Genomic DNA, 21,643 nt, shown 5'->3' with positions numbered 1-21,643 from the left:
GGTCGGACAGCGTACGTGCGCCCCGGTGCCGACCCGCGTGGCTACCCTGCCCGGTGTGACGCTGCGGGCGCGGGTGGCCGTCCTGGCCGCGGTGGGCGCCCTCGCCGTCGTGGTCGCCGGCATCGTCATCGGGCTGCGGTTCGCCGACACCGTCCAGGCCGCGAACACCGTGATCGACGTGCTGCAGCCCGCGGCCGACGACGCGGACACCCTGGTGGTGGCCCGGGTGGAGACCGAGGGCGACCTGCAGGACTACGTCCTCACCGGCGAGACCCGGTTCCTGGTGGAGTTCCGGCGCGACCTCGCCGTCGCCGACGAGGCCCTGGCCCGGCTGGACGACCGCATCCCCGGCGGCACCCCCGCCGCGGGCCTGGTCTCCCGGGCCAAGCTGGCCCGGGAGGCCTGGTGGGAGGCGGATGCCGCGCCCACCATCGCCGCGGTGCAGTCCGGGGACCTGGCCCGGGCCGCGGAGATCACCCAGTCCGACAAGGCCTGGGCCGCGTACCGCGAGTTCATCGACAGCGCCGAGGCGCTGCAGGACGCCATCGACGACCAGCGCGAGCAGGTCTTCCGCGACCTCGCCGACTTCAACCGGCAGCTCGCCGTGGCACTGGCCGCCAGCGGGATCGTGCTGCTCCTGCTGCTGGCGCTGCTCTACCTGGCCCTGCGGTCGTGGGTCCTCCGCCCGCTGGACCTCCTGCGCCGCCAGCTGCGCGCCGTGGCCCGGCGCGGCGAGCACCACCGGCCGATCGAACCGGCCGGACCACCGGAGCTGGAGGCCGCGGGCACCGACGCCGAGCGGATGCGCCGCCAGTTGGTGACCGAGATCGACGAGGCCCGGGCGGCCCGGGAGGCGCTGGCCCAGGACGCTCCCGTGGTCGCCGCCATCCGCCGCGAGCTGCGCGCCACCGACGACCCGGGCATGCCCGGGCTGCGGGTCTTCGGCGCGCTCCAGCCGGCCGAGGGGGTCCTGGCCGGGGACTGGTGGGACACGGTCCGGCGGCCCGACGGGACGCTGGCGGTCGTCGTCACCGACGTCTCGGGGCACGGTCCTGCGGCCGGCATCGCCGCCATGCGCGTGCGCACCAGCGTCACCTCGGCGCTCGCGGCCGGGCGCGCCCCGGACCGGGCGCTGACGGAGGCGGCGCCCGGATTCGCCGACGAGGACGCCCGGTTCGCGACCGTGGCCGTCGCGGTCCTCCCGCCGGGGCCGGGCGAGCTGCGCTGGGCCAACGCCGGCCACCCCGCCCCCGTGCTGGTGCGCGCGGACGGGTCGGTCGAGCGCCTGGAGCCCACGGGTCCCCTGCTGTCGTGTCTCGGCGGGACCTGGGAATCCCGCAGCGTCCCGGTGGCCGCCGGGGACGTGCTGCTGCTGTTCACCGACGGGCTGGTCGAGTCCCGCGACCGCGGCGGCGCAGAGCTCGGCGACGACGAGCTGGTCGCCGTCCTGCGCCAGGCCGTGGCCGACGCCGACGGCGCGGAGGACCTGGTGGCCCGGGTGCTCGCGCGGGTCCGCGATCGGGCCGCCGACTGGCGACGGGACGACGTCACCCTGGTCGCGGTGCGCATCGGGGACGCCGCTGCGGCCGGCTGAGCCCGTCCGGTCGGGTCCGAGGGGCTACCGCCGCGGCGGTGCGGGTGGCACTCTCGCGGACATGACCGCGACCCCCCGCCGCCCCCTGCTCGCGCTCGCACTCCTCGTCGGGCTCCTCGCCGGGACGCTCGGAGCCGCCGCCCCCGCCGGCGCCGCCGCGCCCACGCCGCTGCCACGGGCCGAGCTGCGGGCGCTGGTGCCGCTGCCGTCCGGGTACGCCGCCGGGAGCCCCGACACCCAGCGGTTCGGCTGGCGCCGGGTGACGCTGTGCCCGACCGGGTTCGCCCAGGCCTACGGCAGCAACGGGGTACGGACCACGGCCTTCTGGGAGGACGCCGCCAGCTTCGGGCCGGCCCCCTCAGTCTCGTACGCGGTCGTGCAGTTCACCTCCGTCGCGAAGGCGAAGGCGGTGTGGAACATGCGCCTCGCCGCGATGACGACGCGCTGCGCGGGGACCCGCACCGCGAACCTGGACGCCATCGGCGGCACCGCCACGGTCCGGGTACGCACCCTGGCGCGCCAGTACGGGGCCGCCGGGATCCGGCAGGACGTGCGGTGGCGGGTCGCGTACGCCGAGGGCTATACGCCCGGCCCGGTGTCGGCGGAGTTGGTGCTGATGCGGCTGGTCGGGCCGGCCTGGGTTGTGGTCCGGGTGTTCGACTCGACCCGGGCGACGCTGACGACGGCGACGGTCGCGCGCGCCAAGGCGGCGCTGCGCTCGCTGTCGGCCGCCTACTGGACGGCCGCGACCTCGTAGCCCGCCGCCCGCCGGGGGAGGCGCGTCACTCCGGGACGCCCCAGGTGAACCGGTGGGTGTGGATGCCGAAGTACGGGAACGACTCCGCCGCGCTGACTCCGGGCACGACGCGGATCCGGTCGTTGACCACCGCGAACAGCTCGTCCATGTCGCGGCACACGACCTCGGCGAACAGGTCGAAGGAGCCCGCCGTCGTGACCAGGTAGACCACGTTGTCGATCTCCGCCAGTGCGTCCGCGACCGCCCGCGCGTCGCCCTGCACGCGGACCCCGACCAGGGCCATCACCGGAAGCCCCAGGGCCAGCGGGTCGGTGACGCCCACGATCTGCAGGACGCCCGCGTCGACCAGCCGCTGCACCCGCTGGCGCACCGCCGGCGCGGACAGGCCGACCTGCGGGGCCAGGTCCGCGTACGACGCGCGGCCGTCGGACTGCAGCAGCCGGATCAGCGCCTTGTCGACGTCGTCCAGCGACACGGGAGGGGTCATCCGGCCGGCACCCGCTCAGATCCCGGCCGACAGGCCGAAGTCGACGGACCAGTTCGCGCCGGTGACGCCGGCGGCGGCGGGCTGCGCCAGGAACCACACGACCTCGGCGATCTCGTCCGCACGCAGGAAGCGGGCGCGGCTCGGGCCCTGCGGGTACTGGTCCAGCAGGTCGGCCAGGTAGCGGTCCGGCATCCCCTGGCCGTAGCGCTGCGCCTGCAGCCGCAGCATCGGGGTGTCCACGTCGCCGGGGCACACGGCGTTGACCCGGATGCCCCGCGGGGCGAGCTCCAGCGCCAGCGCGCGGGTCATGTTGGTGACCGCACCCTTGCTCGCGGAGTAGACCGCGGCGCCCGCGTTGCCCTGCACGCCCGCGTCGCTGCTCAGGTTGACCACGCAGCCCTCGGTGGCCTCCAGGTGCGGGATCGCGGCCGAGGTGAGGAAGTAGGTGCCCTTGGCATTGACGTCGAGCACCTGGTCCCACTCGTCCTCGGTGGTGTCCTCCGCCGGGCCCTCGACCCAGACCCCGGCGGCATTCACGAGAGCGTCGAGCCGGCCGAACGCGGCGGCCACCTCGTCCACGGCGCGCCGGCAGAACGCCACGTCGCGCACGTCACCCGCGACGCCCATCTCGATGCCGCTGCCGGAGACGAACCCGTCGCCCTCCTGGTCGACCATCGCGGTCAGCCGCTCCGGGCTCAGGTCCGACACCGCGACCCGCCAGCCGCCGGCGGCGAACCTCCGCGCCACCGACGACCCGATGCCTCCGGTCGCGCCGGTGACCAGGACGACCTTGCCGGTGGTTGCCGGACCGCCGGCTGCGAAGCCGCCACCGACACCGGCGCTGAACCCGCTGCCGTAGCCGGTGCTCATGACCGCTCCTCCGCCACCGAGTTGCCGCCGTCGACGACCAGGCACTGCCCGGTGACGTACGCGGCGCCCGGTGTCGCCAGCCACGCGACGGCGGCGGCCACCTCGTCCGGGGTGGCGCTGCGGCCGACCGGCGTCACCAGGCCCTGCTCGCGCTCGTGCTCGGTCTGCGACCCGGTGGCGATCCACCCCGGCGCCACCGCGTTGACGGTGACCCCGTGGGCCGCGGTGTCGACGGCCAGCGCCCGTGCCAGGCCGACCATGCCGGCCTTGGCGGCGGCGTACGCCGGCTCCGCACGCATCGCCATCACCGGGCCGGTCACGCTGGCCACCATGACGACGCGGCCGAAACCGGCGTCGACCATCGGCGGCAGCGCGGCACGGGACACCAGGTAGGCGCTGTCGAGGTTGCGTGCCAGCGACGCGCGCCACACGTCCACGTCCAGCTCGGTGAACGAGCCGGACTCCGACCAGCCGTCGGGGTCCGCCACGCTGACCATGCCGGCGTTGTTGACCACGACGTCCACGCGGCCCCACCGCTCCAGCGCGGTGCCGACGAGCAGGTCCGCGTCCGCCGGGACGGTCAGGTCGGCGGGCACGGCGTGTGCGTCCGCCCCGGCCGCCCGCAGCTCCTCGGCCCGCTCGGCGCACCGCGGGCTCAGCGACGTCAGCAGCACCGCGGCGCCGAGCTGCGCCAGCATCCGGGCGCTGGCGAAGCCGATGCCGGTCGGGCCGCCGGAGCCCGTGACCAGGGCCACCCGCCCGGTGAGGTCGAACGCGGCGGGGAGTCGGGGCGGGTCGCCCGCGGGCGGGGTCATGCCGCTATTCCACCGCGTCCGGGTCCGTGACGTCAGCCGACCAGCGCCGCCACCGCGTCGCGGAACGTCCGCGTGTGCAGGTCGACGTCGTCCCGGGTCGTGGTCGGGCACATCAGCGCCATGTTGTGGAACGGGGTGATGAGCACCCCCCGGTTGGCGCAGTAGAGGTGCAGGTACTCCTCGAGCTCGTCGTCGGCCGCGGCGGCGGACTCGGTGCCGTTGCGCGGCGCGGGGGAGGCGAACCGGTACTCCGACCGCGCCCCGAGCTGCGAGACCGACCAGGGCAGGTCGTACTCGTCGATGACGCCCTGCACGCCCGCGGTGAACTCGGTGGCCAGGTCGATCATGCCGAGGAAGACGTCGTCGGTGAGCACCTCGCCGAGGGTGGCGCGCATGGCGGCGGTGGACAGCACGTTGCCGGCCAGGGTGCCGCCGACGCCGCCCACGTCGACCAGGTCCGCCTCGGCGTGCGCGCGGATGCGGTCCGCGACGGCCTCGGTGATGCCGTAGGCGCCGGACGGGATGCCGCCGCCGATGCTCTTGCCGATGACGAAGATGTCCGGGCGCAGGCCCCATGCAGCGGTGCACCCGCCCGGGCCAGCGGAGATGGTGTGCGTCTCGTCGATCAGCAGCAGGGTGCCGTACCTGTCGCACAGCTCGCGCACGCCCTCGAGGAAGCCGGGCTCGGGCAGCACGATGCCGATGTTGGTCAGGGCCGGCTCGGTGACGACCACGGCCACGTCGCCGTGGGCGAGGGCGCGCTCGACCGACTCCAGGTCGTTCCACTCCGCCGCGCGGGTGGTCTCGGTGATGTCGAAGGGGGCGCCGACGTTGCCGGGGCGCAGCGCGGTCTGCCCGTCGGCGTCGAGGACCGCGAAGGTCTCGTCGACGGAGCCGTGGTAGCAGTACGAGAACGCCAGCACCTTGGGTCGGCCGGTGAGCATGCGCGCCAGCCGGATCGCCCACCGGTTGGCGTCGGTGGCGGTGAGGCTGAATGACCACAGCGGCAGGCCGAAGCGGCGGGTCAGCTCGGCGGCGACCCACTCCGCGTCGGCGCTGGGCATCATCGTGGTGATGCCGCCGTCGACCCCGATGCGCTGCTGCACGGCGGCCACCGTGGCCGCCGGCGAGTGCCCGGCCATCGAGCCGGTGTCGCCGAGGGCGAAGTCGACGTACGCGTTGCCGTCGACGTCAGTGATGGAGTTGCCGCGGGCCGTGGCGAGGTACAGCGGGTGGCCGCCGGCCCACTTGTTCATCCAGGTCATGGGGACCCGGCCGAACAGGTGGTCCGCCTCGTCGAAGAGGGCCTTGGAGGCCGCGCTGCGGGTCGCGTACGTGGCCCGCTCCGCCTCCAGCAGGGACACCAACCGGGTCCGGTCGATCTCGGCCACGGATCCTCCTTCGATCGCCCATCCCGGGCTCGTACTTCAGAAACGAACGGAGTAGACCGTATCGACATTCGATTCAGTCGTCAACGCACGTCCCAGCCCCCGCCACCTCATGATCGCCGCGAGACACCAGAAGGGGCCGGGTTCCGCGGGTCACGGGCGGCCCGTTCTGGTGTCTCGCGGGGATCTTCGGGTTCCGGGCCGATCCTGACGGCTCGCGGGTTAGCGTCGCGGCCACCGCCCGGAGACCACCGGACACCCGCGACCCGAGGGGACACCCGTGAGCGCCCGCCTGAGCCTGACCAGCCTGCTGTCCGAGTCCGCCGACCGCTTCCCCGACCGGACCGCGCTCGTCCTCGGCGACACCCGGCTGCCGTACGCCGCCGTCTGGGACCAGGCCCGCCGCTATGCCGCCGTGCTGCGCGACCGCGGAGTCGGCCCCGGCGACCGGGTCGCCCTGCTGCTGCCCAACGTCCCCCACTTCGCGTTCGCCTACTACGGCGCCCTCAGCCTGGGCGCGGCCGTCGTCCCGGTGCACGCCCTGCTGGTCGCGGAGGAGATCCGCTACGTGCTGGAGGACTCCGCCGCGAAGGTCCTGGTCACCGCGGCCCCGCTGCTCGGCGAGGCGGCGAAGGGCGCCGAGCTGGCCGGCGTGCCGCTGCTGTCGGTGCTTGACGGCGGGGACGCGGAGGTGGACCGCATCGACGTGCTGGCCCAGTCCGCCGACCCGATCGCGGCCGCCGTGCCCCGCCGGCCCGAGGACGAGGCGGTGATCCTCTACACCTCCGGCACCACCGGCCGGCCCAAGGGCGCGGTGCTCACCCACGACAACATGGTCTGGAACGCGACCGTCTCCGCCTTCGACACGGTGCGACTGGAGCCGGACGACGTAATGCTGGCGGTCCTGCCGCTGTTCCACTCCTTCGGCCAGACGGTCGTGCTGAACGCCGGCTTCCGGGTCGGCGCCACGCTGGTGCTGATGCCGCGCTTCGAGCCGGCCGCCGCGCTGCAACTGCTGGCCGACGAGGGGGTCACCGTCTTCGCCGGCGTGCCCACGATGTACGTCGCCCTGCTGCAGGCCGCAGCCGCGTCCGACACGCGCCCGAACCTGCGGCTGGCGGTCTCCGGCGGGGCCTCCATCCCGGTCGCCGTCATCGACAAGGTGAAGGAGGTCTTCGGGGTCGACATCTACGAGGGCTACGGCCTGTCGGAGACGTCCCCGGTCGCGTCGTTCAACCAGGCCTGGTACGGCCGCAAGCCGGGCTCGGTCGGCCGCGCGATCTGGGGCGTCGAGGTCGAGGTCGCCAAGGCGGACCTCGAGGGGGCGATCGAACTGCTCGGCCCGGACGAGGTGGGCGAGATCGTCATCCGCGGCCACAACGTGTTCGCCGGCTACCTGAACAAGCCCGACGCGACCGCGGCCGTCATGGTGGACGGCTGGTTCCGCACCGGGGACCTCGGCACCAAGGACACCGACGGGTTCGTGTTCATCGTCGACCGGAAGAAGGACCTGATCATCCGGGGCGGGTTCAACGTCTACCCGCGCGAGGTGGAGGAGGCCCTGGCCCGGCACGAGGACGTCGTCCAGGTCGCCGTCGTGGGCCTGCCCGACGACACCTACGGCGAGGAGATCTGCGCCGTGGTGGTGCTGCGCGAGGGCGCCACCGTGACCGCGGAGGGCCTGCGCGAGTGGTCCCAGCAGCACCTGGGGAAGCACAAGTACCCGCGCGAGGTGCGCTTCGTCGACACCCTCCCGCTCGGGCCGTCCGGGAAGATCCTCAAGCGCGAGATCGTGCGCACGCTGACCGATTCGGCGGGCTGATCCGCGGGTAGCTCCGCGGGCTGAGCCGGGCCGTCGCGGCGCTGGTGTGGGCCGGATCACACCGGCTGCGAACGGTTTCCACGAGGGCGGCCGGCCCGTGCGACACGACTGCGACAAAGGTGCGACGACCGCTCCATGGACCGGTCGCGGGCCCCGACGGATAGTCGAACTGGGCGCTCCCCCCGCGCCTTCCCGATCCGAAGGAGACCTGCGATGACGACGATGACCCCCGCCACCGCCGCCGCCGCGTCCACCCTGGCTCCCAAGTCCGCCGACGAGATCGAGCTCGCCCGCGTGCAGCAGCTGCTGCAGGTGACCAAGCCCACCGGCGTGTGGTGGGCGGAGCTGGCGCACCGCCTCGACGGCCTGTCCGACCGGATGTGGGAGCACCGCGCCGCGGTGGAGGGCCCCGGCGGCCTGCACAGCCAGATCCTCGCCGACGAGCCCCGGCTCGCCGCCCAGATCGACCGCCTCGAGCGCGAGCACTCCGACCTCGCCGACCGGCTGCTGGCGACCCGGCTGCTCGTCGGTCGGCACGCCGGCGACCCCCGCCGCGCCGCCACCGTCGTGACCGCCGTCGCCGACCTGCTCGCCCGGCTCCGCTCGCACCAGCGCCGCGCCCGCGAGATCGTCTACGACGCCTACCTGGTGGACCTCGGCGGCGAGTGAGAGTCGTTCCGCCACAACCGCATACCTCATATCCAGCGCGAAGCGAGTACCCCTTCTCCTCGCTCCCCCGCGACGACGGGACCCCGGTGGGTGGCCGGGGTCCCGTCGCATGTGCCCCCTCGCGGTAGCGTCGCCGCCGTGTCCCCCGCACCGATCCGCGTCGAGCAGTCCGTCGTCATCGCCGTCCCGCCCGCCCTGGTGTGGTCCGCGGTGAGCGACCCGACGGCGTACGGCCGCTGGTCCCCCGAGGCCACCGGCGCCCGGGTCCGCGGCCGCGGTCGGGACGCCGGCCCGCTGCGCGTGGGCGACGTGTTCACCGGCCGCAACCGGGTCTGGCTGCCCTGGGCCACCCGCTGCGAGGTCGTCGCGGTCGACGAGGAGCGGCGCTTCGCGTACGACGCCTCCCTCGCGGGGCTGCCGATCGCGCGCTGGTCGTTCGAGCTGCAGCCGCGGCCCGACGGCGCGACCGGGGTGACCCAGGTCTGGGAGGACCACCGCACCGGCGCGCGCGGGACGGTGATGCGCCCGGCCGGGCTGTTCGTGGGCCGCGGCCTGGACGCGAGCCGGCGCAACGAGGCGACCATGCGCGAGACGCTGCGCCGGCTGAAGAACGACCTCGAGCGACGGCCCCGGCCGGCCTCCTGACGGGTCGCGGGACCGACCGCGTCGGCGACCGCTCCGAGGGGTCCGGCGGTTACCGTCCCGTGATGTCACAGCAGTCACAGGCGTCACAGAGATCACTTCTGCCCCAATGGCTTTCGCGTGATCCTCGTCACGTCTCAGCGGAGATCCTCCGAAAGGACGAGGTGGGGACCTCCGACGGTCTAGCGCGTGACCGAAACGTTGCTACTCTTCCCGCGCACGCCCGAGTTGATCGACCCGCTGATGGACCCCACCGGGCCCACCGGCGAGACGAGAGGCGGGGCGTGCCGTCACGTCGACCGGCGTGACGTGCACACGCACCGCCGAGTCCGTCCGGGGCCCACCAGGCCCGCAGCGGAGCCGGGGACCCACGTTCCCGGGGCGAATCGGGGCGACGACCGAGGGGGTCGTCGTGTCGTAGGGCCTCCCCGGCCCGAGCCCGTCAGCTCACCCGGTAGGCGGCAGGGGAAAGGACGTACGCCTCGTGGCGCAGGCTCGAGCACGGCTGGTCCGCGCGACCGCCGTCGGTGTCGCTGCTGCTCTCCTCGGTGTCGGTGTGGTCGTCCCTCAGGCGACCGCCGAGCCCAACAAGACGATCGAGCAGGTCGAGGCCGAGCTCGAGGTCCTGGAGCACCGGGCGGAGTCCGCCTCCGAGGCGTTCAACGGCGCCCAGGTCAAGCACGACGAGATCCAGCGCAAGGTCGAGGCGGTCAAGAAGCAGGTCGGCAAGGCCAAGGCCAAGCTGCGCAGCACCCAGCAGGCCGTCGGCCAGATCGCGGCCAGTGCCTACCGGTCCGGCGGCCTGGACTCCTCGCTGCAGCTGCTGCTGGTCGACGACCCGGACGAGTTCCTCCAGCAGGCCGCCGCGCTCGACCAGGTGGTGGCCTCCCAGAACACCGTGCTGCGCCGCACCCAGACCGACCGTCTCCAGCTCGCGCAGGCCACCGCCAAGCTGACCGAGATGGAGAAGGCCGCGCAGGCCGCCGTCGACGAGATGGCCGCGGCCAAGAAGGAGATCGACGCGGCGGTCCAGGACCAGAAGGACCTGCTCGCGAAGCTGCAGGAGGAGGAGCGCCGCCGGCTGGAGGAGCTGGCCCGCCAGCGCGCCGCCGCCGCGGCCGAGGCCGCCCGTCAGGCCGCCGCCCGCGCCGCCGAGGCGGCCCGCGGTTCGCGCGCCGACGTGTCGCCGTCGACGTCCTCCTCGTCCTCGAGCTCCTCGTCCGACTCTTCCTCGTCGTCGACCAGCAGCTCCTCGAGCTCGTCGTCGGACTCCGGCTCCTCAGGTGACGGCGGCAGCGTTCCGGTGTCCAGCCGTGCGGGCGTCGCAGTGTCGACCGCGCTGGCCCAGCTCGGCGAGCCGTACAGCTACAGCGCCAGCCCGCCGAACTCCTGGGACTGCTCCAAGCTCGTGGCCTACGCCTGGGGCGCCGCGGGGGTCTCGCTGACCGCCTACTCGTACGCGATGGCCGGCCAGGTGCGCCGCATCTCGACCAGCGAGCTGCAGCCCGGCGACATCCTGTTCTACTTCAACGGCGCCCACCACGTGGCGATGTACATCGGCGGCGGTCAGATCGTGGAGGCCTCCAGCCCCCGCACCGGCGTGCGCGTGACGAGCCTGTGGAACAGCTGGAGCAGCGCGCACTTCAGCTTCGCCGGCCGGCCCTGACCCTGCGATCCCCGTGACGACCTCGGTCGAGGACTCGTCCGAGAGGGCGCGGTACGAGGTCACCGTCGACGGTGCACTCGCGGGCTTCGCGGCCTACCGGGACCGGCCCGGCGACATCCGGGTCTTCACCCACACCGAGATCGACGGCGCGTACGAGGGCCGTGGGCTCGGGGGGCTGCTGGTGTCCACCGCGCTGGACGACGTTCGATCCCGCGGGCTGACCATCCGCCCGCTGTGCCCGTTCGTGCGCGGCTACCTGGAGCGGCACCCGCAATACGCCGACCTGGTCGACCCCGGCTACCGGGCGCCCGACGCCTGAGGCGCGGGGCGCGGGGACGGCGCTGGCAGCCGTGTCAGGCGGGCTGGTCGGGGCGCGGCGTCCCTGCCGACGGCGTCTGCAGGTCGGCCTCGATCTGCGCTCGCATCCGGCCGGTGTTCCGCTTCATCACCCACGGCACCAGCAGGCCGATCCAGGCTCCCGCGAACATCACCACCGCGCTGCCCGCGATGGCCATCGGCAGGTCCGCGGTGTCGACGACGTTGTTCACCCGCCGGTCGGTGAGGCTGACGTAGCGGGCGATGCTGTGGTCCAGCGCCCAGTCGCGCGCCGGCGTGGCCAGCAGGACGAGCATGACCGCGCCGTACGCGAACATGAGCAGGCCGATGATCCGCAGGGTGCGCACCCGCGCATCATGCCTGCTGGGGTGGCTCCTGCCCATACCCGGCGGCAGGGGGCTGCGGGTACCCGGCGGCGGGGGGCTGCGGGCGGAGGACCCGCTCGGCCACCGACTGCTGGTGCCCCTGCTCGGGGATGACCAGCCAGCCGACCAGGTAGAGCAGGACGCCGCTGCCGCCGAACACGGCGAGCACCACGGCCAGGATGCGGACCACGACGGGGTCGACCCGCAGGTACTCCGCCAGCCCGCCGCAGACGCCGCCGAGGACCCGGTCGGTCGAGGAACGGCGCAGCGGGCGGTAGGGGCCGGCCAACGGCGCGGCGGGGCCCTGGGATGCGTACGTGTCATAGGGGGAGTTCGTCATGGCTCCAGCGTCGTCACCGGCGGGCGCCAGCACATCGGGGATCCACCCCGGACCGTCCCTGACCCGACCCTGAGGCGGTCCCTGAGGCGCGCGGGCGATACTGGCGGGCATGGGATCCGAGGTCGCGACGCGCGAGGGGCGGCGCAGCGTCGTGCTCCCCGTCGTCGTGCTGGTAGCCGCCATGTGGGTCGCCGAGGCGCTGGACTGGCTGCTGCCGGTCGATGCCGACAGCTGGGGGATCCGCAGCCGAACCCTCGGCGGTCTCGTCGGGATCCCGCTGTCGCCGTTCCTGCACAACGGGTTCGGCCACCTGCTGGCCAACACGATCCCGCTGCTGGTCCTGGGGATCATCGTGTCCTGGCGGGCGGCGAGCCGCTTCTGGTCCGTCGTCGTCACGATCGTGCTCGTGGGCGGGTCCGTCGTCTGGCTGTTCGGGTCGAGCGGCACCGTCACGATCGGCGCCAGCGGGCTGGTCTTCGGCCTGCTGACGTACCTGATCACCGCGGGGGCGCTGACCCGGCACTGGCTCGACGTCCTCGTCGCCGTGGGCGTGCTGCTGATGTACGGGGGTCTGCTGCTCGGCGCCGTGCCGTTCATGGTGCCCGCGGGCGTCTCCTGGCTCGGCCACCTCGGCGGCGCCCTGGGTGGCGTCGTCGCGGCGTTCTTCTACTCCCGCAAGGAGGTTCCGTCATGATTGCGCTCGTCCCGGTCACGCCCGAGGACACCGTGGAGCCGGGGCTCGGCCGCGCCGCCACCGTGGCCCTGGTCACCGTGGCCGACGGTGCGGTGACCGACTACGAGCGGGTCGACGTCGGCTGGGACGTCCTGCACGACGAGGGGACGGAGGGGGCCCACCACGCCCGCGTCGTGCGGTTCCTCAAGGACCACGACGTCGACACGGTGGTGGCGCAGCGGTTCGGCGCCGGGATGGCCCGGATGCTCGACAGCATGGGGCTGCGGGTCGTCCTCGACGCCAGCGGGGACGCGCGCACCGCGGTGCTCTCCGCCGCCGGCTGAGCCCGCTCGTCGACCCCGCCGTCACATCGACCCAGCCGTCACATCGCGGGTGCGGACACCTGCACGACCACGAGCGCCGCGGCCAGGATCACCACGGACAGCGCGGCCATCGCGGCCTTCTGCCCCGGGGAGGGCTGCTCCCCGCCGGAGTGCTCGGCCGACCCGGCTCGCGCTCCTTCGCCAGCACGGTGATCATCCCGTGCTTCATGCCGTGAGACACCAGCCACCAGTTCATCGGGTAGGCGCACACGAAGCCGGCCAGCAGCGACATCGAGGCAATGAACCAGAACGGGGTAGCCTGGTGCGCACAACTGCACACCAGGGGAGCTCGGGGGATCGCCGGGCTGAGAGGGTGGCCGCCCGCCACCGACCCTCGAACCTGAACTGGGTAATGCCAGCGGAGGGACGGACCCCGTGCGAATCCCCTTCTCCCACCTGGTGGCCGCGGCGACCGTGAGCGTCGCCCTCGCCGCCTGCTCGGCCGGCGCGGGCCCGACGTCGTCGGACTCCGGCGGCGCGACGGCAGCCGCGGATACCAGCGCCACTCCGGTCACCTCGGTCGCCCCGACGACGGTCACGCTGCTCACCCACGACTCGTTCGCCCTCTCGACGGACCTGCTGGACGAGCTGGAGCGCAGCACCGGCGTGACCCTGCGGATCGCGCAGGCCGGCGACGCGGGTGAGCTGGTCAACAAGGCCGCCCTCACGGCCGGCAACCCCGAGGGCGACGTGCTGTTCGGGGTCGACAACACCCTGCTGTCGCGCGCGGTCGACGCGGGCGTGTTCGACGCGTACGTGTCTCCCGCCGCGGCCGGCGTGCCCGCGGATCTGGTGGACTCCGGCGCCGGCGTCGTCACCCCCGTCGACTACGGCGACGTCTGCGTCAACATCGACGACGCCTGGTTCGCCGACGCCGACCTGGCGCCACCGGCCACGCTGGAGGACCTCGCCGACCCGCGCTATCGGGACCTGCTGGTCGTGGAGAATCCGGCCACGTCCTCGCCGGGCCTGGCGTTCCTGCTCGCCACGGTCGCGCGGTACGGCGAGGACGGGTTCGAGGACTACTGGGCCCGGTTGCGCGACAACGGCGTGACGGTGGCGAACGGCTGGACCGAGGCCTACCAGGGCGAGTTCACCGCGGGTGGTGGCGACGGGACCCGGCCGCTGGTGGTGTCGTACGCGTCCAGCCCGCCGGCGGAGATCGTGTACGCCGCCGACCCCAAGCCGACGAAGCCCTCGACGTCGGTGCTGACCGACGGCTGCTACCGGCAGATCGAGTACGCCGGGGTGCTCGCGGGCACCGAGCAGCCCGAGGCGGCCCGGCTGGTCGTCGACTGGCTGCTGTCGCCGGCGGTCCAGGCCGACGTGCCGCTGTCCATGTTCGTCTTCCCGGCCGTCAGCGGGACGCCACTGCCGCAGGTGTTCACCGACTTCGCCGCGGTCCCCGCGGACCCGCTGACGCTGGACCCCGCGCAGGTCGACGCCGGCCGCACCGCATGGGTCGACGCCTGGACCCAGGTGGTGCTGCGCTGACCACGACCGCGGGGCTGCCCCCGACCGCGACCGCCGCGCCACCCGTCCGCGGTGCGCGGCCGCATGACCGCCGCCGGGTCACACCGCCGCGGGCACTGTGGTTCGGGCTGCTTCCGCTGGCGTTCCTGGGGGTGTTCTTCGCCTGGCCGCTGGTGACCGTCCTGGCGCGCAGCGTCGACCCGTCCGCGCTGGACGTCCTCACGTCGGCGCAGACCTGGCGGGTCGCCGGCTTCACGGCGGTCCAGGCGGTGCTGAGCACCGCTCTCACGCTGCTCCTGGGGATCCCGGCGGCGTACGTGCTGCACCGCATGCGCATCCCGGGGCGCCGCGGGCTGCTGGCGTTGATGACCGTGCCGTTCGTGCTGCCGACCATCGTCGTCGGCGCGGCGTTCCGGGCCCTGCTCCCGTCCGGCTGGACCGGGACGCTGGCCGCCATCCTGGCCGCCCACGTGTTCTTCAACCTCGCCGTCGTGATCCGGGTGGTCGGCGGGCTGTGGGCGCACCTGGACCCGCGGCAGGAGGAGGCCGCGCGGACCCTCGGGGCGGGACCGGTGCGGGTGTTCCGCACCGTGACCTGGCCGCTGCTGCGACCGGCGGTGCTCGCGTCCGCCGCGCTGGTGTTCCTCTTCACGTTCACCTCGTTCGGGGTGGTGCTCACCCTCGGCGGTCCCACCACGGCGACGCTGGAGGTGGAGATCTACCGGCGCACCGTGCAGCTGTTCGACCTGCCCGGAGCCGCCGCGCTGTGCCTGCTGCAGGTGCTCGCGGTCGGCCTCGTGCTGGTCGTCGCCGCGGTCCTGCAGCGCCGGCTGTCCGTGCGGCAGCGCTGGGCCCGCGCGGACGCGGTCCTGCACCGGCCACGGACGTGGGGCGACCGGCTGCTGGTGCTGCTGGTGCTGCTCGAGGCGGCGTACGTGGTCGCGCCGATGGTCGCGCTGGCCGTGCGGTCGCTGCGGGTCGGCGACGGCTGGGGTCTGGACTGGTGGGCCGCGCTGACGACCGCCGGGCCCACCACGCGGGACGTGGCGGCCTGGGACTCCGCGCGCGTCTCGCTGACGTATGCCCTGGTGACGGTCGTGCTGGCGGTCGTCATCGGGGGCGCGGCGGCCAGCGCGATCGCGTACGCCCGGAGGGGGAGCGACGCCCTGGGCTCCGCGGTGCTTCTGCCGCTGGGGACCAGCGCGGTCACGCTCGGCTTCGGGCTGCTGATCACGTTCTCGCGCGCCCCCGTCGACCTGCGCGGGTCGGCGCTGATCGTCCCGATCGGTCATGCGCTGATCGCGGTCCCCCTGGTGGTCGCCACGGTGCTGCCGGTACTGCGCTCGGTGGACCCGCGGCTGCGGGAGGTCGCGGCCACACTGGGCGCCCCGCCCGGACGGACCTGGCGCACGGTCGACCTGCCCGCGCTGGCGCGCGCGCTCGGCATCGGCGCCGGGTTCGCCACCGCGGTGTCCCTCGGGGAGTTCGGGGCGACCTCCTTCCTGGCGCGGTCGGACACCCCGACCCTGCCGGTCCAGATCGGGGCGCTGCTGTCGCGGCCCGGCGAGGCCAACGCCGGCCAGGCTGCCGCGCTGGCGGTGGTCCTGGTGCTCGTCACAGCGGCGCTGGTGCTGGCCACCGAGCGGCTGCGCGGCCGGCCCAGCGGCGGGCTGTGATGACTGCGTTCGGCCCGGACGCCGGCCTCGCCGTCTCGGGGCTGCGGGTGGTGCTGGACGGCGAGCCGGTGCTCGACGGGGTGGACCTGCGGGTCCGGCCGGAGGAGTCGGTGGCGCTGCTCGGCCCCAGCGGCTCGGGGAAGTCGACGCTGCTGCGGGTCGTGGCCGGACTGCTCGAGCCCGATGCGGGCGAAGTGCGCTGGGACGGAACGGATCTCGGCCCCATCCCCGCGCACCTGCGACGGATCGGGTTGGTGTTCCAGGACGCGGTGCTGTTCCCGCACCGGGACGTGGCCGGCAACGTCGGCTACGGCCTGGAGTCCCTCGGCCTGCCCGCCGAGCAGCGGCGGACGCGGGTGGCCGAACTGCTGAGCCTGGTCGACCTCGACGGGTACGGACGCCGGCACGTCGACACGCTGTCGGGAGGCCAGGCCCAGCGGGTGGCGCTCGCGCGCGCGCTGGCCCCCCGACCCCGCCTGCTGCTGCTGGACGAGCCGTTCGGCGCGCTCGACCGGGACCTGCGGGACCGGCTCGGGCAGGAGGTCCGGGACCTGCTGCGCGCGCTCGGCATCCCGGCGGTGCACGTCACGCACGACCCGCACGAGGCGGCGCTGGTCGCCGATCGGGTCGTCCGGCTGGTCCCGGGTCCCGACGGCTCCCGGGTGGCCAACGGCCCCACCCCTGCCAGCTAGCCCCGCCGCCCCTCCGTCGAGTGCTCGCCCGTGGGGGTTTCGGGACGGGCCTGGAACCCCCACGCGCGAGCACTCGACGATGGGGCGGGCGGTTCCGCGGGGGTGCGCGCTCGGTGCCTCAGCAGCAGGTGCGGCAGCAGGTGGCCGCGTCGCGCAGGTCCTCGACCCGCAGGGTGAGTAGGGACCTGCTCAGCGCGTCCGGGGTGTGCAGCATCTCGCTCGCCTCCACATACATAGATGTCTGTCGATATTAAACACCCGCGCCCGCCCCTGCATTCCTCACCCCCCAACCCCGTCGAGTGCTCGCGCGTGGGGGTTTCGGGACGGTCCCGCAACCCCCACGGGGCAGCACTCGTGGGAGAGCGGGCGGCCCCAGACGGCGCGCGGCCGAAAGACGGCGCGCGGCCGAGAGACGGCGCGTGGTGGGATGGCGCGGAGGGCGGAGGTGGTCCGCGGTGAGCCCGAGGAGCGCGAGCGGGTCCGGCGACGTGGTCGTGGTCGGCGGCGGCATCGTCGGCCTGGCGGTCGCCGACGCGCTGCTGGCCCGCGACCCCGACCTCACCGTACGGGTGCTCGAGAAGGAGCCGCGGCTGGCCGCGCACGCCTCCGGCCGCAACAGCGGCGTGCTGCACGCCGGCTTCTACTACTCCCCGGACAGCCTCAAGGCCCGGCTCACCCGGCGCGGCAACGTCCTGCTGCACGCCTTCTGCGAGGAGGCGGGGGTCGCGGTCCGCCGCTGCGGCAAGGTCGTCGTGGCACGCAGCGAGGACGAGCTGCCCGCACTGGCGCAGCTGCTCCGCCGCGGCGAGGCCAACGGGGTCCCGCTGGAGCGGGTGGACGAGCAGGGGCTGCGCGAGCTGGAGCCCCGCGCCGTCACTCACCGGGCGGCGATCTGGTCCCCCACGACCTCGGTCGCGGATCCCGCCGCCGTGGTGGAGGCCCTGGCGGCACGGGTCCGCGCGCGCGGCGGGGACGTACGCCTCGGCGTGGCGGTCGTCGGCGCCGCACCGGGGCTGGTCCGGACCACGACCGGCACCATCGCCGCCGGTCACGTCGTGAACACCGCCGGGCTGTACGCCGACCGGTTGGCGAGCTGGTTCGGCCAGTGCGACGACTACGTGATGCTGCCGTTCAAGGGCCTGTACTGGTACGCGGACCTGCCGCCCGGCTGGCTCACCCGGCACGTCTACCCGGTGCCGGACCCGCGCAACCCGTTCCTGGGCGTCCACCTGACGGTGACCGTCGACGGCCGGGTCAAGGTCGGCCCGACCGCGATCCCGGCGCTGCGTCGCGAGGACTACGGCCGCGTCCCCGGGCTGGCCCGGCACGAGAGCGGCGAGATCGCGCGGGCGCTGCCGCGCTTCCTGCGAAGCCCCCACCATGACGTGCCCGCACTCCTGCGCAGCGAGGTGCCGAAGTACTCCCGCCGCTGGCTGGTGCACCGCGCCTGCGCGCTCGTGGACGACCTGCCGGAGCGCGCCTTCCGGGTCCGCGGCCGCCCCGGCGTGCGCGCCCAGCTGCTGCACCGGGAGTCCGGCCGGCTGGAGATGGACTTCGTGGTGCGGGGCGACGACCGGTCCACCCACGTGCTCAACGCGGTCTCACCCGGATGGACCAGCGCCCTCGCCGTCGGCGAGCACGTCGCCTCCGTCGTACTCGCCTCCTGAGGAACGGGACGATCGCGACCCCGGCAGCCACCCCGAGCACGGGACGTCGGCCAGGGGATGCATCGGTGCCACCGCCCGCCGCCGCTTCATCGCGTACATCTCCCGGTCGGCCCGGTCCAGGGCCGCCTGGAGGCTCTCGTCCGGCCGCCAGCGCACGGCCCCCCAGGACCAGCGCAGGTCGCGGCTGGCGTGCAGGCGGGTCCGGACGGCGTCGACGCCGGTCCGGGTGGCGCCGGGCAGTACGACCACGAACTCGTCGCCGCCCACCCGGGCCAACAGGTCCTGCGGCCGCAGCTCCGCCCGCCACTGGGTCGCCGCGTGCCGCAGCAGCCGGTCCCCGGCCACGTGGCCGTGCCGATCGTTGAACTCCTTGAACGCGTCGATGTCGAGGACGGCGACGTGGATGTCCTGACCCTCCCGGGCGGCGGACGCCCGGGCGCGGTCGGCCGCCACCCCGAGCCCGGCGCGGTTGAGGCACCCGGTCAGCGGGTCGTGGGTCGCGTTGTCCCGCAGGGTGGCGGCCAGGTGGTGGATGAGCAACGCGAGCGCGGTGAAGCTGACGACTGTCACCGCATAGCCGAACCACCCGATCCACTGCGGGTTCACCTGGATCGCCACCAGGTAGACGGCCGAGACCAGCACGAGGTGGACCAGCAGGGCCTGGCGCGAGAGGAAGTACCCGTTCCAGACCATCACCCAGGCGATCAGGATCGGGACGACCTGCAGGATCTCCGGATCGGTGGACGTGGCCGCGAGGTGGCACAGCAGCAACTCGAGCACGCCGACCACGATGGTGAGCCACCACCCCGGCAGCCGGGGGAGCACGGCGACGGTCAGGACGGCGAGGAGGACCGCCACGACGCCGACGAACGGGGCCTGCACCCGGTCCGGGTTCAGGTCCTCGAACACCCACAGCTGGGAGATCCCGACCAGGCCCCCGAAGAGCAGGAACGCGGCCAGGGTCCAGTACGGCGTCGCAGCCGATCGGGCGCTCCCCCCGACGACCGCGTCGGCCGGGCGCCACGAGGAGGTGCGTGGCCCGGGGCCCACGACCGCAGTGTCGCACCGGGTTTGCGGGCCCGCCCCATGCGAAGGTCCCGACCGGGGTGTGATCCTCGCCGGGAAACCGGGGTGACCACGGCCCCCGGTCCGCGTCAGGCTGGGCGCATGGAGCAGGTGCGACGGCCCGACGACGGGGAGCTGCTGGGCTTCGTGGCCCGGGACGCGGAGGGGTGGTCCGCACGCACCGTGTTCCACGGTGAGCTGGCCCGGGGCGCGTCGCGCGAGGAGGCGTACGACGTCGTCCGCGCGCGGGGACTGGCCAGCCTGGCCGAGCGGTGGCACTGGTACTCCCGCCGCACCGGCCGGTGGGAGGTCGTCGTCCTGCAGGAGGCCGTCCCGGGTCGGGTCACGGCGGCGGTCGGGTACTACTCGCTGCCGCAGTCGCCGACCGTGCGCATCACGGCCGACGACCTGGCCGCGGGCGACCGGCTCAGCCCGTGGTCGTCGCCGCCGGCGTAGGCCCGGAGCGCTCGGCGGCGCGCTGGAAGGCGTTGGCCACCAGGACGTCGCTGGAGGCGTGCAGCACGATGCTGAGCCCGATGGTGGCGGCGACCAGGTGGAAGATCAGGTCGCTGGTCGGGATCGCGGCCTCGAGCACCAGCAGCGCGTAGACGACCGACGCGAAGCCCTTCGGCCCGAACCACGCCGCCGCCGCCCACTCCCGGCGGGACAGGTCCGAGCCCCACAGCGACAGCGCCAGGGCCACCGGTCTGGCCAGGACCAGCGCCAGCACCACGAAGACCCAGCCGCTGAACGGGATCTCGCCGAGGAACTGCGGGGACATCAGCGCGCCGAAGACCAGCAGCGCGGCCAGCTTGAGCAGCTCGGCGACGAGCTCGCCGATCGGCTCGAAGGCGCGGCGCTGCTTGGGTCCGATGGTCGCGATCGTGATGCCCGCGGCGAACGCGGCGAGGTACAGGTTGGCGTGCGTCACCGACGCGACCGAGAAGACCAGCAGCCCGATCGCGACGCCGTTGAGCGGGGCGTACACGTGCACCGCGTCGAAGTACCGGGTCTGCTCCAGCCTGATCGCGGCCCACGGGATCGCGATGCCGAGCGCGACGCCGAACAGCAGCTCGGTGACGAGGGGGACGACCTCGACCTGCTCGGACGATGACAGCGCCAGGAAGACGATGACGAACGGCAGGGCCAGCCCGTCGTTGAGACCCGACTCCACGTTGAGCAGGTGCCGCAGCCGGTACGGGACCTTGTCGTTGCCCACCAGCGCGGCGGCGAACACCGGGTCGGTCGGGGCGAGGATCGCTCCGATGAGGAAGGCCTCGGGCCAGGACAGCCCGACGAGCCACCAGGCGAGCACCGCGGTGACCACCATCGTCAGCGGCATCCCGAGCAGCAGCGCGCGACCGGGCAGTCGCCAGGCCCGGCGCAGGTCCACCCAGCCGACCTTCTGGCCGTCGGTGAACAGCACCGCGAACAGCGCCAGCGACGCCAGCCCGGACACCAGCGGGTCCCCCGGCTCGAAGGACAGGACCCCGGCCATCCCGTCGCCGAGCAGGAAGCCGGCAGCGAGGAAGAGGACCGCCGTCGACAGGATCGTGCGATGCGCCAGTCCGGACAGCAGGACGCCGACCAGCAGCAGGATGCTGAACGTCAGCAGGAGCGTCACGGGTGGCGACTGTACGGGCGCGGGCCCACCCCGCGCGGGCGAAGGTCGCGGCGCGCAGGCCGGTGCCGGGACATCGGTCCCGGCACCGGCCGCACGCGTGCCCGCCTTCCTACAGCGGCTCCTCCGCGAACGAGCAGTCCATGTCGGCGGTCGACTTCTGCGCCCAGAAGAGGCGGTTGTAGCAGGTCGGCAGCCAGATGGACCCGTCCTGCTCGACCGAGCCCTTGATGACCTTCCGGCCCGACGAGAAGGACCCTCCGGAGAACACCACGTACAGCGTGTTGTCGCGGGCCTGGAACATCCACACCGGGATCTCGCGGCCGCGCCTGCCGTCCTGGAACTGGAACTGGAAGAAGCCGCCGTACTTGACGTAGTTGGCGAAGGGCTGCCCCGACGTCGCGGCGAGGCCGAGGCTGTAACCCACCCCGTCCAGCTTCAGCGACTGCGACTGCCACTCACCCGCCAGCGGCTCCCAGGTGGTCGAGTTGTCCCCGGCGATCGCTGGCACCGGGGCCAGGACCGCCGCGGCCAGGATCGTCGCCGCCACCCCCGCCGTCACCTTGCGCATGTGCACCCCTCCTCGCGGTACGCGGCGCAGCGCCGCGACGAGTGCCACGGTAGGCACCTCGCCCCGTGTCG

Annotated in this window: 24 protein-coding genes and 2 riboswitches; of the genes, 14 read left to right on the top strand and 10 right to left on the bottom strand. The window is 74.0% G+C overall.

Features of this window, described 5'->3' with window-relative positions; genetic code table 11:
* Positions 1 to 55 precede the first annotated feature (55 nt).
* Both R2737_16135 and R2737_16130 read left to right on the top strand, forming a co-directional pair.
* The gene (locus R2737_16135; protein MEZ5117790.1) at positions 56 to 1,594 is read left to right on the top strand and encodes a SpoIIE family protein phosphatase; all 1,539 of its coding nucleotides are present in this window, start codon (positions 56 to 58) and stop codon (positions 1,592 to 1,594) included.
* Positions 1,595 to 1,655: 61 nt separating this feature from the next.
* On the top strand, positions 1,656 to 2,351 hold the full coding sequence (locus R2737_16130; GenBank protein MEZ5117789.1) for a hypothetical protein: 696 nt from the start codon (positions 1,656 to 1,658) through the stop codon (positions 2,349 to 2,351).
* A 25-nt stretch (positions 2,352 to 2,376) separates the two neighbouring features.
* On the opposite strand, the gene R2737_16125 is transcribed toward R2737_16130, so the two are convergent.
* Genes R2737_16125 through R2737_16110 form a run of 4 tightly spaced genes read right to left on the bottom strand, consistent with a single transcriptional unit; the run spans position 2,377 to position 5,914 of the window.
* Complete coding sequence (locus tag R2737_16125; protein ID MEZ5117788.1) at positions 2,377 to 2,838, bottom strand: Lrp/AsnC family transcriptional regulator; 462 nt, start codon at positions 2,836 to 2,838, stop codon at positions 2,377 to 2,379.
* Between the two features lie 15 nt (positions 2,839 to 2,853).
* Positions 2,854 to 3,708: an SDR family oxidoreductase gene (locus tag R2737_16120; GenBank protein MEZ5117787.1), complete on the bottom strand. Its 855-nt coding sequence runs from the start codon at positions 3,706 to 3,708 to the stop codon at positions 2,854 to 2,856.
* Positions 3,705 to 4,523: an SDR family NAD(P)-dependent oxidoreductase gene (locus R2737_16115; GenBank protein MEZ5117786.1), complete on the bottom strand. Its 819-nt coding sequence runs from the start codon at positions 4,521 to 4,523 to the stop codon at positions 3,705 to 3,707. The genes R2737_16120 and R2737_16115 overlap by 4 nt, the downstream gene beginning before the upstream one ends.
* Before the next feature lie 32 nt (positions 4,524 to 4,555).
* The gene (locus R2737_16110; GenBank protein ID MEZ5117785.1) at positions 4,556 to 5,914 is read right to left on the bottom strand and encodes a transaminase; all 1,359 of its coding nucleotides are present in this window, start codon (positions 5,912 to 5,914) and stop codon (positions 4,556 to 4,558) included.
* A 277-nt stretch (positions 5,915 to 6,191) separates the two neighbouring features.
* On the opposite strand from R2737_16110, the gene R2737_16105 reads away from it, so the two are divergent.
* The 5 genes from R2737_16105 (at position 6,192) to R2737_16085 (ending at position 11,029) form a co-directional block, all read left to right on the top strand.
* Positions 6,192 to 7,733: a long-chain fatty acid--CoA ligase gene (locus R2737_16105; GenBank protein MEZ5117784.1), complete on the top strand. Its 1,542-nt coding sequence runs from the start codon at positions 6,192 to 6,194 to the stop codon at positions 7,731 to 7,733.
* A 213-nt stretch (positions 7,734 to 7,946) separates the two neighbouring features.
* Positions 7,947 to 8,402: a hypothetical protein gene (locus R2737_16100; protein ID MEZ5117783.1), complete on the top strand. Its 456-nt coding sequence runs from the start codon at positions 7,947 to 7,949 to the stop codon at positions 8,400 to 8,402.
* A 138-nt stretch (positions 8,403 to 8,540) separates the two neighbouring features.
* Positions 8,541 to 9,047, top strand: coding sequence for an SRPBCC family protein (locus R2737_16095; GenBank protein MEZ5117782.1), 507 nt, complete (start codon positions 8,541 to 8,543; stop codon positions 9,045 to 9,047).
* Between the two features lie 308 nt (positions 9,048 to 9,355).
* Positions 9,356 to 9,521, top strand: a riboswitch (cyclic di-AMP (ydaO/yuaA leader).
* Positions 9,522 to 9,528: 7 nt separating this feature from the next.
* Positions 9,529 to 10,710 (top strand): NlpC/P60 family protein, encoded by a 1,182-nt coding sequence (locus tag R2737_16090; protein MEZ5117781.1) that lies wholly within the window; start codon positions 9,529 to 9,531, stop codon positions 10,708 to 10,710.
* Between the two features lie 13 nt (positions 10,711 to 10,723).
* Positions 10,724 to 11,029 (top strand): GNAT family N-acetyltransferase, encoded by a 306-nt coding sequence (locus tag R2737_16085; protein ID MEZ5117780.1) that lies wholly within the window; start codon positions 10,724 to 10,726, stop codon positions 11,027 to 11,029.
* Between the two features lie 34 nt (positions 11,030 to 11,063).
* Here the strand turns inward: R2737_16085 and R2737_16080 are convergent, their stop codons facing one another.
* Both R2737_16080 and R2737_16075 read right to left on the bottom strand, forming a co-directional pair.
* Entirely contained in the window at positions 11,064 to 11,393 is a 330-nt protein-coding gene (locus tag R2737_16080) for a hypothetical protein (GenBank protein ID MEZ5117779.1), read from the bottom strand.
* 7 nt (positions 11,394 to 11,400) lie between these two features.
* Positions 11,401 to 11,751, bottom strand: coding sequence for a PspC domain-containing protein (locus R2737_16075; protein ID MEZ5117778.1), 351 nt, complete (start codon positions 11,749 to 11,751; stop codon positions 11,401 to 11,403).
* A 109-nt stretch (positions 11,752 to 11,860) separates the two neighbouring features.
* On the opposite strand from R2737_16075, the gene R2737_16070 reads away from it, so the two are divergent.
* Positions 11,861 to 12,445, top strand: a complete 585-nt coding sequence (locus tag R2737_16070; GenBank protein MEZ5117777.1) for a rhomboid family intramembrane serine protease — start codon at positions 11,861 to 11,863, stop codon at positions 12,443 to 12,445.
* Positions 12,442 to 12,768, top strand: coding sequence for a NifB/NifX family molybdenum-iron cluster-binding protein (locus R2737_16065; protein ID MEZ5117776.1), 327 nt, complete (start codon positions 12,442 to 12,444; stop codon positions 12,766 to 12,768). The genes R2737_16070 and R2737_16065 overlap by 4 nt, the downstream gene beginning before the upstream one ends.
* 38 nt (positions 12,769 to 12,806) lie before the next feature.
* On the opposite strand, the gene R2737_16060 is transcribed toward R2737_16065, so the two are convergent.
* Positions 12,807 to 12,995 carry a hypothetical protein gene (locus R2737_16060; protein ID MEZ5117775.1) on the bottom strand — a complete coding sequence of 63 codons (189 nt, stop codon included), beginning with the start codon at positions 12,993 to 12,995 and terminating at the stop codon, positions 12,807 to 12,809.
* 83 nt (positions 12,996 to 13,078) lie between these two features.
* A riboswitch (TPP riboswitch) is annotated at positions 13,079 to 13,192 on the top strand.
* Between R2737_16060 and R2737_16055 the strand changes: the two genes are divergently transcribed.
* The 4 genes from R2737_16055 to lhgO all read left to right on the top strand — a co-directional run bounded on the left by R2737_16055 (position 13,183) and on the right by lhgO (position 18,315).
* Positions 13,183 to 14,301 (top strand): thiamine ABC transporter substrate-binding protein, encoded by a 1,119-nt coding sequence (locus tag R2737_16055; protein MEZ5117774.1) that lies wholly within the window; start codon positions 13,183 to 13,185, stop codon positions 14,299 to 14,301. (Overlaps the previous riboswitch by 10 nt.)
* The gene (locus R2737_16050) at positions 14,265 to 15,956 is read left to right on the top strand and encodes an iron ABC transporter permease (GenBank protein ID MEZ5117773.1); all 1,692 of its coding nucleotides are present in this window, start codon (positions 14,265 to 14,267) and stop codon (positions 15,954 to 15,956) included. Before R2737_16055 ends, R2737_16050 begins: the two co-directional genes overlap by 37 nt.
* Positions 15,956 to 16,648: an ATP-binding cassette domain-containing protein gene (locus tag R2737_16045; GenBank protein MEZ5117772.1), complete on the top strand. Its 693-nt coding sequence runs from the start codon at positions 15,956 to 15,958 to the stop codon at positions 16,646 to 16,648. The genes R2737_16050 and R2737_16045 overlap by 1 nt, the downstream gene beginning before the upstream one ends.
* 455 nt (positions 16,649 to 17,103) lie before the next feature.
* Positions 17,104 to 18,315, top strand: coding sequence for an L-2-hydroxyglutarate oxidase (gene lhgO, locus R2737_16040; protein MEZ5117771.1), 1,212 nt, complete (start codon positions 17,104 to 17,106; stop codon positions 18,313 to 18,315).
* On the opposite strand, the gene R2737_16035 is transcribed toward lhgO, so the two are convergent.
* Entirely contained in the window at positions 18,250 to 19,365 is a 1,116-nt protein-coding gene (locus tag R2737_16035; protein ID MEZ5117770.1) for a diguanylate cyclase, read from the bottom strand. The genes lhgO and R2737_16035 overlap by 66 nt on opposite strands.
* A 117-nt stretch (positions 19,366 to 19,482) precedes the next feature.
* On the opposite strand from R2737_16035, the gene R2737_16030 reads away from it, so the two are divergent.
* Positions 19,483 to 19,836, top strand: a complete 354-nt coding sequence (locus R2737_16030) for a hypothetical protein (protein MEZ5117769.1) — start codon at positions 19,483 to 19,485, stop codon at positions 19,834 to 19,836.
* Here the strand turns inward: R2737_16030 and R2737_16025 are convergent.
* Both R2737_16025 and R2737_16020 read right to left on the bottom strand, forming a co-directional pair.
* Positions 19,808 to 21,004 carry a cation:proton antiporter gene (locus R2737_16025; GenBank protein MEZ5117768.1) on the bottom strand — a complete coding sequence of 399 codons (1,197 nt, stop codon included), beginning with the start codon at positions 21,002 to 21,004 and terminating at the stop codon, positions 19,808 to 19,810. The two genes, R2737_16030 and R2737_16025, sit on opposite strands and share 29 nt — an antisense overlap.
* A 109-nt stretch (positions 21,005 to 21,113) precedes the next feature.
* Positions 21,114 to 21,620 carry a hypothetical protein gene (locus tag R2737_16020; protein ID MEZ5117767.1) on the bottom strand — a complete coding sequence of 169 codons (507 nt, stop codon included), beginning with the start codon at positions 21,618 to 21,620 and terminating at the stop codon, positions 21,114 to 21,116.
* Positions 21,621 to 21,643 lie beyond the last annotated feature (23 nt).

The sequence above is a fragment of the Candidatus Nanopelagicales bacterium genome, assembly GCA_041393815.1.
Classification (GTDB): domain Bacteria; phylum Actinomycetota; class Actinomycetes; order S36-B12; family JAWKJK01; genus JAWKJK01.
Note: the sequence above shows the minus strand (reverse complement) of the source record. Positions and strands in the feature narration are given on the sequence as shown.